This is a genomic window from Klebsiella indica (assembly GCF_005860775.1).
Lineage (GTDB): Bacteria > Pseudomonadota > Gammaproteobacteria > Enterobacterales > Enterobacteriaceae > Klebsiella > Klebsiella indica.
In genome coordinates this window covers 18,098-34,968 of sequence record NZ_VCHQ01000017.1, presented here as the reverse complement: position 1 = coordinate 34,968, position 16,871 = coordinate 18,098, and the positions used below count along the sequence as shown (strand labels likewise).

The window sequence follows — 16,871 nt, the reverse complement described above, 5'->3', positions numbered from 1 at the left end:
TGCATCAACATAAAGAGAACCGTACTGGTCACGGAGGCTGCAATGTTAAGTATTTTTAAACCTGCTGCGCATAAAGCGCGTTTGCCAGAGGCGGAAATCGACCCGGTATATCGTCGATTACGTTGGCAGATCTTTATTGGTATATTTTTCGGCTATGCCGCTTACTATCTGGTACGTAAGAACTTTGCCCTGGCAATGCCTTATCTGATCGAGCAGGGGTTTTCCCGTGGCGATCTCGGTTTTGCGCTCTCCGGCATCTCTATTGCCTACGGATTTTCGAAATTCATCATGGGGTCCGTTTCCGATCGTTCGAATCCGCGCATTTTCTTACCCGCTGGTTTGATCCTGGCCGCGCTGGTGATGCTGGTCATGGGTTTTGTGCCCTGGGCGACCTCCAGCATTATGGTGATGTTTGTCCTGCTGTTTTTGTGCGGGTGGTTCCAGGGAATGGGGTGGCCGCCCTGCGGACGCACGATGGTGCACTGGTGGTCGCAGAAGGAACGCGGCGGGATCGTGTCGGTGTGGAACTGCGCGCATAACGTCGGCGGCGGGATCCCGCCGTTGCTGTTCCTGCTGGGGATGGCCTGGTTTAACGACTGGCATGCGGCGTTGTATATGCCTGCTTTCGGCGCTATTTTGCTGGCGATTTTCGCCTTCGCCATGATGCGCGATACGCCGCAGTCTTGCGGTTTGCCGCCGATTGAAGAGTATAAAAACGACTACCCGGATGATTACAGCGAAAAGAATGAAGAAGAACTGACCGCAAAACAGATTTTCATGCAGTACGTCCTGCCGAATAAGCTGCTGTGGTATATCGCGGTGGCGAATGTGTTCGTTTATCTGCTGCGCTACGGCGTTCTCGACTGGTCGCCGACTTACCTGAAAGAGGTGAAGCACTTCGCGCTGGATAAATCCTCCTGGGCTTATTTCTTATACGAATATGCCGGGATCCCTGGCACCCTGATTTGCGGATGGATGTCCGATAGGGTGTTTAAGGGCAACCGTGGCGCGACCGGCGTCTTCTTTATGACGCTGGTGACCATTGCCACCGTGGTTTACTGGCTGAACCCGCCGGGTAATCCTGGCGTGGATATGGCCTGTATGATTGTTATCGGTTTCCTGATTTACGGCCCGGTGATGCTGATTGGTCTGCATGCCCTGGAGCTGGCGCCGAAAAAGGCGGCGGGTACGGCTGCGGGCTTTACCGGGTTGTTCGGCTATCTCGGCGGCTCCGTGGCGGCGAGCGCCATTGTTGGCTATACCGTTGACTTCTTTGGCTGGGATGGCGGCTTTATGGTGATGATTGGCGGTAGCGTGCTGGCTGTCCTGCTGCTGGCAGTGGCGATGGTTGGTGAAAAGCGTCACCACGCGCAGTTGAAAAAGGCTTAACTTAAGGAATGCGTATGAAAACATCCTTATCGACGTTCATGGGCGCAATTCTACTGGCGGGAGCGACGTTGAGCGTCAGCGCGGCGGCGGGGGATAAAATCGTTATCGCCCATCGCGGCGCCAGCGGTTACCTGCCGGAACATACTCTACCGGCGAAAGCGATGGCCTATGCGCAGGGCGCCGATTATCTTGAGCAGGATTTGGTGATGACGAAGGACGACCATCTGGTCGTCCTGCATGACCACTACCTTGACCGGGTCACTGATGTTGCCGAACGTTTCCCGAATCGCGCTCGCCAGGACGGGCGTTACTACGCCATTGATTTCACACTGGATGAAATTAAATCCCTGAAGTTTACCGAAGGTTTTGATATTGAGAACGGCAAGAAAGTACAGACTTACCCTGGCCGTTTCCCGATGGGGAAATCAGATTTCCGCGTGCATACCTTTGAGGAAGAGATAGAACTTGTTCAGGGGCTGAATCATTCGACCGGGAAAAATATCGGTATCTATCCGGAAATCAAAGCGCCGTGGTTCCATCATCAGGAAGGGAAGGATATTGCGGCTAAGACGCTGGATGTGCTGAAAAAGTATGGTTATACCGGTAAAAAAGATAACGTCTATTTGCAGTGTTTCGATGCAGCGGAGCTGAAGCGCATTAAGAATGAGCTGGAACCGAAGAGGGGGATGGATCTCAATCTGGTGCAGTTGATTGCGTACACCGACTGGAATGAAACTCAGCAAAAACAGCCGGACGGCAGTTGGGTTAACTATAACTACGACTGGATGTTCAGGCCCGGCGCGATGAAACAGATCGCCAGCTATGCCGACGGGATCGGCCCGGACTACCATATGCTGATTGATGAAAAATCGACGGTGGGGCATATCACGTTGACCGGCATGGTGAAAGAGGCGCAGCAGAACAAGATGGTGGTGCATCCTTACACCGTTCGCGCCGATCGCCTTCCTGACTACGCCACGGATGTTAATCAGCTTTATGACATCCTGTATAACAAGGCGGGCGTGGAAGGATTGTTCACCGATTTCCCGGATAAAGCGGTGGCGTTTTTGCAGGAGAAACACTAAAAAGCCGGATGGCGGCTTTGCCTTACCTGGCCTGTGAACTGCGGTTTTGTTGGTCGGGAGCGCTGCGCGCTACCCGACAAAATCACATCTCGATCTCAATATCCCCTTTTGCCCTGCAACAGCAGGGCAAAATTTCCCCTTCACTGATAAATGCCAGCGGCTCCGTCAGCCAGTCTACCTGGCCTGAGAGCAGACGACAGCGGCAGGAGCCGCAGTAGCCTTCGCGGCACTGGTATTCCACGTTGATATTATGCGATTCCAGCGCGGCCAGCAGAGAAGGGTGTTCATCCTGACACTCAAGATGCGTGTCAGAAATCTTCAGAAAAATACGACTCATCAGAGCTGGAAGTTGCTCAGGTCGTCAGCATCGACTTCGGAATCGATCTGCCCGACCAGATAAGAACTGACTTCCACTTCCTGCGGCGCAACCTGCACGTTATCGGACACCAGCCAGGTGTTGATCCACGGGATCGGGTTGGAGCGGGTCTGGAACGGCAGATCGAGACCAACCGCCTGCATGCGGATGTTGGTGATGTATTCGACGTACTGGCACAGAATATCTTTGTTCAGGCCAATCATTGAACCGTCACGGAACAGATAATCCGCCCACTCTTTTTCCTGCTGAGCCGCCAGCACGAACAGGTCATAGCACTCCTGCTTGCACTCTTCGGCGATTTCCGCCATTTCCGGGTCATCGGCGCCGGAACGCAGCAGGTTCAGCATATGCTGCGTGCCGGTCAGGTGCAGCGCTTCATCACGGGCGATCAGACGAATAATCTTGGCGTTACCTTCCATCAGCTTGCGCTCGGCGAAGGCGAATGAACAGGCGAAGCTGACGTAAAAGCGGATAGCTTCCAGCGCGTTAACGCTCATCAGGCACAGGTAGAGTTTCTTTTTCAGCTCGCGCAGGTTAACGGTAATGGTTTTGCCATTAACGCTGTGCGTACCCTCGCCCAGCAGATGCCAGTAGCTGGTCAGCTCGATCAATTCGTCGTAGTAGCTGGAGATCCCTTCCGCGCGTTTCTGAATCTGCTCATTGGTGACAATATCGTCAAACACCACCGCCGGATCGTTAACGATGTTACGGATGATATGGGTGTAGGAGCGCGAGTGGATAGTCTCGGAGAATGCCCAGGTTTCAACCCAGGTTTCCAGCTCCGGGATCGAGATCAGCGGCAGCAGGGCGACGTTCGGACTACGCCCCTGAATGGAATCCAGCAGCGTCTGATACTTGAGGTTGCTGATAAAAATGTGCTTTTCGTGCTCCGGCAACGCCTGATAGTCGATACGGTCGCGGGAAACGTCAACTTCTTCCGGACGCCAGAAGAAAGAAAGTTGCTTTTCAATCAGCTTTTCAAAGATGTCATATTTTTGCTGATCGTAGCGGGCGACGTTCACCGGCTGACCAAAAAACATCGGCTCAAGCAACTGATCGTTTTTGGTCTGCGAAAAAGTGGTATATGCCATTAAATGTGAGTCCTGTTGAAATTGTATCGCCCGGCGGTAGTTCGTTTGCCGGGCCTACAAAACCGTAGGCCGGGTAAGCGTCGCGCCACCCGGCAAAATAACTTAGATCTTACATGCGCCGCTTTCGCAGCCATCGTCCTGGATGGACGGCGCCAGGTCATCCTGGGCATCTTCCGCGCCATCGCGGGTGTTGTGATAGTACAGTGTTTTTACGCCGAATTTATAGGCATTGAGCAAGTCTTTCAGCAACTGCTGCATCGGCACTTTTCCTGACGGGAAACGCGTCGGATCGTAGTTGGTATTGGCTGAAATCGACTGGTCGATAAACTTCTGCATAATGCCCACCAGTTGCAAGTAACCGTCGTTGTTCGGCATCTCCCACAGCAGTTCATAACCGTTCTGCAGTTTTTCGTAGTCCGGCACCACCTGGCGCAGAATACCGTCTTTCGACGCTTTAATGCTGACGTGGCCGCGTGGCGGTTCGATCCCGTTGGTGGCGTTGGAGATCTGCGAAGAGGTCTCGGACGGCATCAGCGCAGAGAGCGTGGAGTTACGCAGACCGTGCGTTTTGATCGATTCGCGCAGGGATTCCCAGTCGTAATGCAGGGATTCGCTGACGATCGCATCGAGGTCTTTTTTGTAGGTATCGATCGGCAGAATACCCTGTGCATAGGTGGTTTCGTTAAACCACGGGCAGGCCCCTTGCTCGATAGCCAGTTCGTTAGAAGCTTTCAGCAGATAATATTGAATCGCTTCGAACGTTTTGTGCGTCAGGTTGTTGGCGCTGCCGTCTGAGTAGCGTTTGCCGTGCTTCGCCAGATAGTAGGCAAAGTTAATGACGCCAATCCCCAGAGTACGACGGCCCATTGCGCCGCGCTTAGCCGCCGGAATCGGGTAGTCCTGGTAATCCAGCAGGGCGTCCAGCGCGCGAACCGCCAGTACCGCCAGATCTTCCAGTTCATCCAGGCTATCAATCACGCCGAGGTTGAAGGCGGACAGGGTGCACAGCGCGATTTCGCCGTTTTCATCGTTAACATCTTCCAGCGGCCTGGTCGGCAGGGCGACTTCCAGACACAGGTTGGACTGACGGACCGGGGCGACAGCCGGGTCAAACGGGCTGTGGGTGTTGCAGTGGTCAACGTTCTGGATGTAGATACGGCCGGTGGAGGCGCGTTCCTGCATCATCAGCGAGAACAGTTCAACTGCTTTAATACGCTGCTTACGAATGCTGTCGTCCTGCTCGTACTTGGTGTACAGGCGTTCAAACTCATCCTGGTCGGCGAAGAACGCATCATACAGACCCGGAACGTCGGACGGGCTGAACAGGGTAATGTCTCCCCCTTTCAGCAGACGGGTATACATCAGCTTGTTGATTTGTACGCCGTAGTCCATGTGACGAACGCGGTTGGCGTCGGTACCACGGTTATTTTTCAGTACCAGCAGACTTTCCACTTCCAGATGCCACAGTGGGTAGAAGAGGGTTGCCGCGCCGCCGCGCACACCGCCCTGGGAGCAGGATTTCACCGCCGTCTGGAAGTGCTTATAGAACGGGATACAGCCGGTGTGGAAGGCTTCGCCGCCGCGAATCGGGCTGCCCAGCGCGCGGATACGCCCTGCGTTGATGCCGATACCGGCGCGTTGCGAGACGTATTTAACAATGGCGCTGGAAGTGGCGTTAATGGAGTCCAGACTGTCGCCGCACTCGATCAGCACGCAGGAGCTGAACTGACGGGTCGGGGTGCGCACGCCGGACATAATCGGCGTCGGCAGCGAGATTTTAAACGTGGATACCGCGTCATAGAAGCGCTTGATGTAATCCAGACGCGTTTCACGCGGATAGTTGGAGAACAGGCAGGCGGCAACCAGAATGTACAGGAACTGCGCGCTTTCATAGATCTCACCGGTGACCCGGTTCTGTACCAGATATTTGCCTTCCAGTTGCTTAACGGCCGCGTAGGAGAAGGTCATATCGCGGTCGTGCTGGATGAACGAATCCATCTGCCTGAACTCTTCTTCCGTGTAGTCTTCCAGCAGATGGGTATCGTATTTGCCGTTTTTCACCATCTTTGTGACGTGATCGAACAGCGCTGGCGGCTCAAACTGACCGTAGGCTTTTTTACGCAGATGGAAAATCGCCAGGCGCGCAGCGAGATACTGGTAATCCGGCGCATCGCGGGAAATAAGGTCCGCGGCGGCTTTGATGATGGTTTCGTGAATATCGGCCGTTTTGATGCCGTCATAGAACTGAATATGGGAGCGCAGTTCTACCTGGGAGATGGATACGTTATTCAGCCCTTCTGCCGCCCAATCCAGTACGCGATGGATTTTGTCGAGATTGATGCGCTCGGTGCGACCGTCGCGCTTTGTCACCAGCAGACTCTGATTCATGTGGATTATACCTGTCCGTGAAAGAAGATATCCCCCACTTATCCACAGAGACTCGTTGTGACTAACTCTGTGGATAAATACTATATGTAGGGGGTTATTGATAAAAGAAACGCTATATGGTGAGTATTCTAGTAAGGATTCTTTTGAGTACAAGAGTTGATTTTGACGTTAAATTGAGGTTGCGTAAGGGGAATAATCGCGAAATCCACGCCACATAAGGCCTGGAGAAGATGTCAATAAATCAGAAAAAAAAATGAAAATTTGATCGGGTGCCGATTTCTTCATCGGAAGAAGAAATCACGCGGCTTGATGCCGCGCAATCATCATAGGAAAAACTGCTGACGTTATGTGTTTTTCGTCGTTGTATGCAACATATAATTAACATCAACACCTGGCGCCAGCTTGAAGGTATTGGTCAATAAATTGTAATGCAGGCCGGTAATATGCTGTTCTTTCAGAATAGTCTGATCTACCCAACCAATCAGCTCCGCAGGTTTAATGAATTTCTTCACATCATGGGTCCCCTTGGGCACCATCTTCATAATGTACTCGGCGCCCACCACCGCCATCAGCCATGCTTTACCGTTACGGTTAATGGTCGAGAAGAAAACGTGGCCGCCGGGTTTGACCAACTGCGCGCAGGCGTGCACGACCGACTGTGGGTTCGGGACGTGTTCCAGCATCTCCATGCAGGTGACCACGTCGTACTGCTGAGCGTGTTTTCCCGCGTGCTCTTCGACCGTTTGCTGAATATATTCGACCTGTATACCGCTCTCCAGCGCATGCAGTTTCGCCACCTGTAAGGGTTCAAAACCCATATCGAGACCGGTCACCGTTGCGCCTTCGCGCGCCATGCTTTCCGCAAGAATACCGCCGCCGCAGCCGACATCGAGCACTTTTTTGCCGAACAGACCGCCGGAGCGCTCCGCGATGTAGCTGAGACGCAGAGGGTTGATGCGATGCAATGGTTTGAACTCGCCCTCTAAATCCCACCAGCGTGATGCGACGGCTTCAAATTTAGCGATTTCATTATGATCAACGTTGTGGGCTACCGACGATTTTTCGGCATTCATGAGCGCTTTTACTCCTTCTTCGATTCAGGTCTGGGAGTATATCAGCAGACCGCCGTGAATAAACCGTATATGCCGTCGCCAGCTTTGCCAGCCTTCGCTACTCCAGGCTGGAGACATTCATTCGCGACGAATTCGCCGTCCTGATGCGGCGAGAAATTCATTGGGTATAGATTTACCCGTATTACTGCGGCTGTGTTATAATTTGCGACCTTTGAATCCGGGATACAGTAGAGGGATAGCGGTTAGATGAGCGACCTTGCGAGAGAAATTACACCGGTCAACATCGAGGAAGAGCTGAAAAGCTCGTATCTGGATTATGCGATGTCGGTCATTGTTGGCCGTGCGCTGCCGGACGTCCGAGATGGCCTGAAGCCGGTTCACCGTCGCGTACTATACGCCATGAACGTATTGGGCAATGACTGGAACAAAGCCTATAAAAAATCTGCCCGTGTTGTTGGTGACGTCATAGGTAAATACCACCCTCATGGTGATACCGCCGTTTATGACACCATTGTACGTATGGCACAGCCATTCTCCTTGCGTTATATGCTGGTAGATGGTCAGGGTAACTTTGGTTCTGTCGATGGCGACTCCGCCGCGGCGATGCGTTACACAGAAATCCGTCTGGCGAAGATCGCCCATGAACTGATGGCCGACCTGGAAAAAGAGACGGTGGATTTCGTCGATAACTATGACGGCACGGAGAAGATCCCTGACGTCATGCCGACCAAAATCCCGAACCTGTTAGTCAACGGTTCGTCCGGTATCGCAGTCGGTATGGCAACCAATATTCCGCCGCACAACCTGACCGAAGTGATCAACGGCTGTCTGGCGTACGTCGAAAACGAAGACATCAGCATTGAAGGGCTGATGGAACACATTCCGGGCCCGGACTTTCCGACCGCCGCGATCATCAACGGTCGCCGCGGTATTGAAGAAGCCTATCGCACCGGTCGCGGGAAAGTGTACATTCGCGCACGCGCGGAAGTGGAAGCTGATGCCAAAACCGGCCGCGAAACCATCATCGTGCATGAAATTCCGTATCAGGTGAACAAAGCGCGTCTGATCGAGAAAATCGCCGAGCTGGTGAAAGATAAACGCGTTGAAGGTATCAGTGCGCTGCGCGACGAGTCCGATAAAGACGGCATGCGCATCGTGATTGAAGTTAAGCGTGACGCGGTGGGTGAGGTCGTGCTTAACAACCTTTATTCACAGACTCAACTGCAGGTCTCCTTCGGTATCAACATGGTTGCTTTGCACCATGGACAGCCGAAGATCATGAACCTGAAAGAAATTATTGCCGCGTTTGTGCGCCACCGCCGCGAAGTGGTGACGCGTCGTACCATTTTCGAGCTGCGTAAAGCCCGCGATCGTGCGCATATCCTTGAAGCGCTGGCGGTTGCGCTGGCGAACATCGATCCGATCATCGAGCTGATCCGTCGTGCGCCGACGCCGGCAGAAGCAAAAGCGGGGTTAATCGCCCGTCCGTGGGATCTGGGCAACGTTGCGGCGATGCTGGAACGCGCCGGTGATGATGCCGCGCGTCCGGAATGGCTGGAACCGGAATTTGGCGTGCGCGATGGTCAGTATTACCTGACTGAACAACAGGCGCAGGCGATTCTGGATCTGCGTCTGCAGAAACTGACGGGTCTTGAGCATGAAAAACTGCTCGACGAGTACAAAGAGTTGCTGGAACAGATCGCGGAACTGCTGCACATTCTGGGCAGCGCCGAGCGTCTGATGGAAGTGATTCGTGAAGAGCTGGAGCTGGTGCGCGATCAGTTCGGCGACCAGCGCCGTACGGAAATCACCGCCAATAGCGCTGATATCAACATCGAAGATCTGATCAACCAGGAAGATGTTGTTGTGACCTTGTCCCATCAGGGCTACGTGAAGTATCAGCCGTTAACCGATTACGAAGCGCAGCGTCGTGGCGGGAAAGGCAAATCTGCGGCGCGTATTAAAGAAGAAGACTTTATCGACCGTCTGCTGGTGGCTAACACCCACGACACGATCCTTTGCTTCTCCAGCCGTGGCCGTCTGTACTGGATGAAGGTTTATCAGCTGCCGGAAGCGAGCCGTGGCGCGCGCGGTCGTCCGATCGTCAACCTGCTGCCGCTGGAAGCCGACGAGCGTATTACCGCTATTCTGCCGGTACGCGAGTACGAAGAGGGCGTTAACGTCTTTATGGCCACCGCCAGCGGTACGGTGAAGAAAACGGCGCTGACCGAGTTCAGCCGTCCGCGTTCCGCCGGTATCATCGCGGTGAACCTCAACGAAGGCGACGAGCTGATCGGCGTGGATCTGACCTCCGGTTCTGACGAAGTCATGCTGTTCTCTGCCGCCGGTAAAGTGGTGCGCTTTAAAGAAGATGCCGTCCGTGCGATGGGTCGTACCGCGACCGGCGTGCGCGGTATTAAGCTGGCGGGCGAAGACAAGGTTGTCTCTCTGATTATTCCGCGCGGTGAAGGGGCTATCCTGACCGTGACGCAGAATGGCTACGGTAAACGTACGGCGGAAGGCGAATATCCAACTAAGTCTCGTGGTACGCAGGGCGTTATTTCCATTAAAGTTACCGAGCGTAACGGCTCTGTGGTTGGCGCGGTACAGGTGGATGATGCCGACCAGATCATGATGATCACCGATGCAGGCACGCTGGTGCGTACCCGCGTTTCTGAAGTGAGCATTGTGGGCCGTAACACGCAGGGCGTGATTCTCATCCGTACAGCGGAAGATGAAAACGTGGTCGGCCTGCAGCGCGTGGCTGAGCCGGTTGATGACGAGGAGCTGGACGCTATCGATGGCAGCGTGGCGGAAGGCGATGATGATATTGCGCCAGAAGCGGAAAGTGATGATGATATTGCCGAAGATGAAGAGTAATTCTCTACGGTAATTGTTCTGAAAGGGTCGGGGTTATCCCGACCCTTTTTGTTTTCCCGTTGCGGGGCCGTTGTTTTATCGTTACCTTAACGCCATTCTGTTGAGCCCCTGACGGCCGAGCATTGCGACATTGAAATACCTTGCTTCCTTTCGTACAACCCTGAAAGTTTCACGCTACCTGTTCAGAGCGCTGGCGGTATTGCTGTGGATGTTAATCGCTTTTATCTCGGTGTTTTACATCGTCAATGCTCTGCACGATCGGGAATCGAAAATTCGCCAGGAATTTAACCTCAATGCCGATCAGGCGCAGCGCTATATTCAGCGTACCGCCGACGTGATTAAAGAGCTGAAATATGTCGCTGGCAACCGCCTGACGGATGGGAGTGAAGACGGCGACACGCTGGTTCAGCGCGGTGATATTGCGATCCCTAATTTTGAACCGCTCTATCCTGATTCCGATTGCACGCTAATGAGCTCCACCTGGCGTAATTCGCTACAGTCGCTGGCATGGTTTATGCGTTACTGGCGTGACAATTTTTCGACAGCTTATGACCTCAATCGTATTTTTTTGATTGGGAGCGACAATCTCTGTATGGCCAACTTCGGCCTGCGCGAAATTCCGCTGGAGCGAGACCAGACGTTAAAAGTTTTGCACCAGCGCATTGAGCAGTATCGTGATGCGCCGCAAAACGAGCGCGGTAACAATCTGTTCTGGATAAGCCAGGGCGTGCGTCCTGGCGTCGGGTATTTTTACGCCCTGACGCCGATTTATGTGGCTAACCGCCTGCAGGCGATGCTTGGCGTAGAGCAAACGATCCGGATGGAAAGTTTCTTTATCCCCGGCAGTCTGCCAATGAATGTGACGATTCTCGACGATAACGGTCAGTCGCTCATTTCGCTTGCCGGGTCGGATAGCAATATAAAACCGGATGCCAAGTGGATGCAGGAGCGACTGTGGTTTGGCTATACTTCCGGTTTTCGCGAGCTGGCGATGAAAAAGAGCCTGCCGCCCTCTTCGTTGAGCATTGTTTATTCGGTATCGGTGGATCAGGTTCTGGAACGTATCCGGATGCTGGTACTTAACGCCGTCGTGCTTAACCTGCTGACCGGCGTGATCCTTTTTGCTCTCGCCCGGATGTATGAACGGCGGATCTTTATTCCGGCGGAAAATGACGCTCAGCGGCTGGAAGAGCACGAGCAGTTCAACCGAAAAATCGTCGCCTCGGCGCCGGTAGGGATCTGTATTTTGCGTACGCTCGATGGCACCAATATCCTGAGTAACGAGCTGGCGCATAACTATCTCAATATGCTGACGCATGAGGACAGGCAGCGATTAACGCAAATTATCTGCGGCCAGCAGGTGAATTTTGTCGATGTGCTGACCAGCAATAATACCAATCTGCAAATCAGCTTTGTTCACTCACGCTACCGTAACGAGAATGTGGCGATTTGCGTGCTGGTGGATGTGTCGGCGCGCGTCAAAATGGAGGAATCGCTGCAGGAGATGGCGCAGGCTGCGGAGCAGGCCAGTCAGTCGAAATCCATGTTCCTTGCGACGGTCAGTCACGAACTGCGTACCCCGTTGTACGGGATTATCGGCAACCTGGATTTACTGCAGACCAAGGAATTGCCGAAAGGGGTTGGCCGACTGGTAACGGCGATGAATAACTCTTCCAGCCTGCTGCTGAAAATTATCAGCGATATTCTCGATTTCTCAAAAATTGAATCCGAGCAGTTGAAAATTGAGCCGCGGGCGTTTTCGCCGCGGGAAGTGATGAACCATATTTCCGCCAACTACCTGCCGCTGGTGGTGCGTAAACAGCTAGGACTGTACTGCTTTATTGAGCCCGATGTGCCGCAACTGATGTCCGGCGATCCGATGCGCCTGCAGCAGGTGATTTCAAACCTGCTGAGTAATGCGATTAAGTTTACCGATACCGGCTGCATCATTCTGCATGTAAAGCGGGCGGGCGACTATCTGCAAATTAGCGTTCGCGATACCGGAGAAGGGATCCCGGCGAAAGAGGTGGTGCGTCTGTTCGACCCGTTCTTCCAGGTCGGTTCCGGGGTCCAGCACAACTTCCAGGGAACCGGGCTTGGCCTGGCCATTTGTGAAAAACTTATTAACATGATGGATGGCGATATTGCCGTCGAAACTGAACCCGGAATGGGCAGCCGGTTTACCATCCGTATTCCACTCTATGGCGTACAAAATAGCCTGCCGCTGCTTAGCGACGGCTTGTCTGAAAAATGCTGCTGGCTGGCGATAGATAATACTTCTTTGGCGCTGTTTATCGAGTCGCTGCTGACATATCACGCGATTCCGTTCCGTCGCTTTACCGGGCAAGAACCGGGAGCTGAAGACATCCTGTTGACCGACAGTGAGATCTCTTTGCCCTGGGCTGGCCTGGCTGCCGTTATCTTCTGTCGTCGCCATATTGGTATTCCGCAGGAGCGAGCCCCCGGCGAGTGGCTGCACAGTGTCGCCACACCGCATGAGTTGTTGTCGCTATTGGGGCGCATTTTCCACATTGCGGTCACCAGTGCAGGCAGCGAGCCTGCGTTATCCATTCCGGAGACGCAAACGGACAGCAATAATGATGACATGATGATTCTGGTGGTGGATGACCACCCGATTAACCGGCGTCTGCTGGCCGACCAACTGGGATCGTTGGGTTATCGCTGCGTCACCGCAAACGATGGCATTGATGCCCTGAATGTATTAAGTAAACAGCATATTGATATTGTGCTTAGTGACGTCAACATGCCGAATATGGACGGTTATCGCCTGACCCAACGCATTCGCCAGTTGGGACTGACGCTGCCGGTCATCGGGGTGACCGCCAATGCGCTGGCGGAAGAGAAACAGCGCTGCCTGGAGTCGGGTATGGACAGTTGTCTGTCGAAGCCGGTCACTCTGGATATTATCAGGCAGACCCTGGCGATTTATGCCGCGCGGGTGCGTCAGGGAAGAGAGTAAAAGATTTTCCCGGTCGCGGCGTTTATCGCCGCCCGACCGGGAGCAGAGGGGTTAGTCTTTGTCCGTTGAACTCAGCGAAACGGAAGAGAGATAGTTCAGCAGGGCGATATCGTTTTCCACGCCGAGCTTCATCATCGCCGATTTCTTCTGGCTACTGATGGTTTTGATACTGCGGTTAAGCTTTTTGGCAATCTCGGTGACCAGGAAACCTTCAGCGAACAGGCGCAATACTTCACTCTCTTTTGGCGACAGCCGTTTGTCACCATAGCCGCCGGCGCTGATTTTCTCCAGCAGGCGCGACACACTCTCCGGGGTGAATTTTTTGCCTTTTTGCAGCGCCGCCAGCGCTTTCGGCAGATCGGTCGGGGCCCCCTGTTTCAGGACGATCCCTTCAATATCCAGATCCAGCACGGCGCTCAGGATCGCCGGATTGTTATTCATCGTCAGCACAATGATCGACAGATCCGGGAAATGGCGCTTGATATACTTGATAAGCGTAATGCCATCGCCGTATTTATCGCCAGGCATGGATAAATCAGTGATCAGAACGTGTGCATCCAGTTTTGGCAGATTATTGATTAATGCGGTGGAGTCTTCAAACTCGCCGACAACGTTTACCCACTCAATTTGCTCAAGTGACTTACGAATACCGAACAGTACGATCGGATGGTCATCGGCAATAATTACGTTCATATTGTTCATGTATTAGGCTACCTTGCTACAGCAAGCTCTTGACGTAGACGTCAATGTCGCTGACATATTTTTCTATTCCTTGCGCATCTTTTTCACGAATCAGATGTTCAAGCGTTTCACATAACTGTTTGCCGGGTATCAGATTTAGCATAGCAAACGCCCCTTTCAGGCGATGAGCGGTTTGTGCCAGTGCGGCGAAATCGCTCGTTGTTAGTTCATTATACAGCCTCTTAACATCATCTGGTACCGTGTCGGCAAACAGGGCGTAATAGCCGCTGGCATGGAGTTGCACGTTACTCTCGCTGGCGGGAGCGTCTTCATCAGCCAACTGCTGCTCAATCAGCTGCAGGATCGCTTCCTGCATCGCGGTGCTGATATTAAAGTTAACGCGAAGCTGGCCTGGGCCAATTTTGCGTATTCCGGCCTCATCATCGCTTAAAAGCAAGCCTGAAGCAGTAAGATTAGACGGATTATCCGTTAAAAAGAGATCATATTGTTGACGCGTTAGTTTGTCATCCGGCGTAATGCAGCTCGCTCCCCAGCTTTCAAGTTGCCGCGTAACGATCCGGCGCACTTCATTGGCGGTGATATCAAGCAATACCACAACATCATCCAGCAGATGCTCGCCTGAATCGCTCTCTTCTTCACTGACCGCCATTTTCAGATGCAGGGAGTAGCGGGTACCCAGCGATTCACGCGCGTTGATATGCAACTGACCGCCCAGTTTGCGCATCAGTTGATCGCAGAGCCAGAAGGTGAGGGCGTTGGCTTTGCCGTACAGATCGGACTGCGTAGCGTTGAGGAACGGGAAGTGCATATTGTCGATTTCGTTACCGGAAACGCCGTTGCCAGTGTCGAGTATGCGGAAGGTCAGGCGATCGTCCGCTGACTCATCCTGACTCACTTCAAGGGTGATCTTGCCAATTGGCGTGGTGGTAACTGAATACTGGATAAGCAGTAAAAGCGTGCGCCGCAGCGCGTCACGATCGCCGTAGCGTTGCTCATTCGCCGGAAGCGCGTTATTAATCAGCAGTTGCAGACCTTTGCGTTTGATGAGCGGCAGGACTTCAGGTACGACTTCATCAATGAGTTGCTGAACAGAGAATCGCCCCTGAACGCTTTTCCAGTTATCGCTTTCCAGCAGATTTGCCAACTGTATTTCATCTACCAGCTGTACCAGTTCATCCGCATGCTGTGCCAGCTTACGACTCTCGCTAATGCCCAGCGCAGCCGCCTCTTCCGCCAGCGTTTGTGCCGGTTGCTTCAGCGCGGCGCCAATATGTTGCATAAAAGCGGTTCGACTATGCTGATTTTTCTCGTACAGACGCTGAGCCTGTCGGAGCTTCTTATTTACCATCACTTCACGATCCTGATCGCGAATAATGAATATTTGCGTACGAGGCGCGACTTGGCTACGAAACTGGCGGATCTCATATAGCTCATTATTCACCGTCGCCTGGATTACCCCCTGGTGCTGATCGGCCATATTGGTGATGTTTTGCAGGTTCAGATGCGGCAGCAGATGATCGGCGATAGGATTGCTGATGACGGTACGGTTAGCCTCCTGATCGTGAACCAGCAGCCCCAGCGGCAATAGCGAGACGATCTCTTCATGGATAGCGCGTTGGACGCGTAGTTCACTGTTGGCGGCCGAAGAGACCGCCGTACCGGATATGCTGTTCCGGTTGCTGTAGTGGCGGAAGGTGGTAAAACCGAACAGCGTCAGCGCCAGCAAACCGACGTTCAGCAGGAGCGGCAGTAAAATATTCTGTAAGGATTCCAGAATCAGCTCGCCGAAGGGCACTTTCCATATCAGACGCATGCCGGTGGTACTGATTGTGGTGATAATTTCAATCCGTGGGCCATTAAAGTTGATGCTGACAATGTCGCTTGTTGCTTTATCCGGCGTACTGGCGATATTTTTTGACGGATCCGGTTCAAGACGAAAACTATCCAGCGACATACTGGGGGGGATCAGGTCATTAATGGGCAGATCGAAAGCCACAACGGTCGCCAGATGGCCCGGTTGGTTGAAGGTGGTGCGCAAAGTAAAGTAGTAGCCATTTTGCCAGACGAGGTGGCGCAGCGAAGAGAATGTTTCGCGTTCATCCAGGGTATTTGCCTGAAGCAGCATTTCTTCCCGACGCGACTCTACCACGCTGCTGATGGTCGACTCTTTATAGCTGGATGATAAATCCTTCAACGGCAGCGTCGAAACCAGAATCAGGCTGTTATCAAGCCCATTCAGATAGTACATCGACCATGGAATTGTTTCCGCACCCCACAAAATGTCGAGGTAACTGGAGATTTTTTTCGTCATTTCCAGCGTAGAGCTGTCATGAGAACCAAAAATCAGCGCTTCGGTTTTACGCCGTGGTTTCTCCAGATAGTAAACATCCTGCTTTAAACGCGTTTCCTGTAAGTCTGTATCCTGAGTCGCGCCGGAAGAGGTCGAGGTGGCGGCAATATTGTCGTAAATTTGCCAGGTGGCGTAGCGCCAGGTATCAATGCGTTTGTGCAGGTCATCACTGATATCGACAATCTGGTAGCTTTTATCTTTCAGCCAGGTATTCACGGCGCTCTGAATCATGATCCCCATCGTCGCCAGCAGGACGATGACCATTAAAATGAAGAAGCGGGTAATGTTGCCAGGGATTAGGGACAATTTTTTCGAGGTCATCTTGTGAGAGTGCGACTCATCAGTGTTTATGAACGGGCGGTTGCGCCAGGAGCAACGGGAGCGTAGCGGATGCCACAAACAGTATAAAGGTTAACGTCGAAAATCCATACATCTGGATATCATACAAACACTTTTTTGCCTTGAGATTTATCTTAAACTTACCGGGTGGCAAAATGTACAGCCGCCTGGAGGTTGTACAAATATTTACTTTTTCTGTCAGTAAAAATAGCACTAAA

At 52.9% G+C, this 16,871-nt stretch carries 10 protein-coding genes; 4 read left to right on the top strand and 6 right to left on the bottom strand.

Annotated features, from left to right (window positions below; genetic code table 11):
* Positions 1 to 42: 42 nt before the first annotated feature.
* The gene (glpT, locus tag FE839_RS13575) at positions 43 to 1,389 is read left to right on the top strand and encodes a glycerol-3-phosphate transporter (protein ID WP_138361337.1); all 1,347 of its coding nucleotides are present in this window, start codon (positions 43 to 45) and stop codon (positions 1,387 to 1,389) included.
* 14 nt (positions 1,390 to 1,403) lie between these two features.
* Positions 1,404 to 2,474 carry a glycerophosphodiester phosphodiesterase gene (glpQ, locus tag FE839_RS13570; protein ID WP_138361336.1) on the top strand — a complete coding sequence of 357 codons (1,071 nt, stop codon included), beginning with the start codon at positions 1,404 to 1,406 and terminating at the stop codon, positions 2,472 to 2,474.
* Between the two features lie 82 nt (positions 2,475 to 2,556).
* Here glpQ and yfaE read toward each other — a convergent pair whose 3' ends face one another.
* From yfaE to ubiG, 4 genes are all read right to left on the bottom strand, one after another.
* Positions 2,557 to 2,811, bottom strand: a complete 255-nt coding sequence (gene yfaE, locus FE839_RS13565) for a class I ribonucleotide reductase maintenance protein YfaE (RefSeq protein WP_138361335.1) — start codon at positions 2,809 to 2,811, stop codon at positions 2,557 to 2,559.
* Positions 2,811 to 3,941, bottom strand: a complete 1,131-nt coding sequence (gene nrdB / locus FE839_RS13560) for a class Ia ribonucleoside-diphosphate reductase subunit beta (protein ID WP_138361334.1) — start codon at positions 3,939 to 3,941, stop codon at positions 2,811 to 2,813. The genes yfaE and nrdB overlap by 1 nt, the downstream gene beginning before the upstream one ends.
* Before the next feature lie 102 nt (positions 3,942 to 4,043).
* Positions 4,044 to 6,329, bottom strand: a complete 2,286-nt coding sequence (nrdA, locus tag FE839_RS13555; protein WP_138361333.1) for a class 1a ribonucleoside-diphosphate reductase subunit alpha — start codon at positions 6,327 to 6,329, stop codon at positions 4,044 to 4,046.
* A 344-nt stretch (positions 6,330 to 6,673) separates the two neighbouring features.
* Positions 6,674 to 7,402 carry a bifunctional 2-polyprenyl-6-hydroxyphenol methylase/3-demethylubiquinol 3-O-methyltransferase UbiG gene (gene ubiG / locus FE839_RS13550; protein WP_138361332.1) on the bottom strand — a complete coding sequence of 243 codons (729 nt, stop codon included), beginning with the start codon at positions 7,400 to 7,402 and terminating at the stop codon, positions 6,674 to 6,676.
* A 246-nt stretch (positions 7,403 to 7,648) separates the two neighbouring features.
* Between ubiG and gyrA the strand changes: the two genes are divergently transcribed.
* The gene (gene gyrA / locus FE839_RS13545; RefSeq protein ID WP_138361331.1) at positions 7,649 to 10,282 is read left to right on the top strand and encodes a DNA topoisomerase (ATP-hydrolyzing) subunit A; all 2,634 of its coding nucleotides are present in this window, start codon (positions 7,649 to 7,651) and stop codon (positions 10,280 to 10,282) included.
* A 130-nt stretch (positions 10,283 to 10,412) separates the two neighbouring features.
* The gene (gene rcsC / locus FE839_RS13540) at positions 10,413 to 13,262 is read left to right on the top strand and encodes a two-component system sensor histidine kinase RcsC (RefSeq protein ID WP_138361330.1); all 2,850 of its coding nucleotides are present in this window, start codon (positions 10,413 to 10,415) and stop codon (positions 13,260 to 13,262) included.
* 51 nt (positions 13,263 to 13,313) lie between these two features.
* On the opposite strand, the gene rcsB is transcribed toward rcsC, so the two are convergent.
* Positions 13,314 to 13,964, bottom strand: coding sequence for a response regulator transcription factor RcsB (rcsB, locus tag FE839_RS13535; protein WP_004103995.1), 651 nt, complete (start codon positions 13,962 to 13,964; stop codon positions 13,314 to 13,316).
* Positions 13,965 to 13,980: 16 nt separating this feature from the next.
* On the bottom strand, positions 13,981 to 16,635 hold the full coding sequence (gene rcsD, locus FE839_RS13530; protein WP_138361329.1) for a phosphotransferase RcsD: 2,655 nt from the start codon (positions 16,633 to 16,635) through the stop codon (positions 13,981 to 13,983).
* Positions 16,636 to 16,871: the final 236 nt, after the last annotated feature.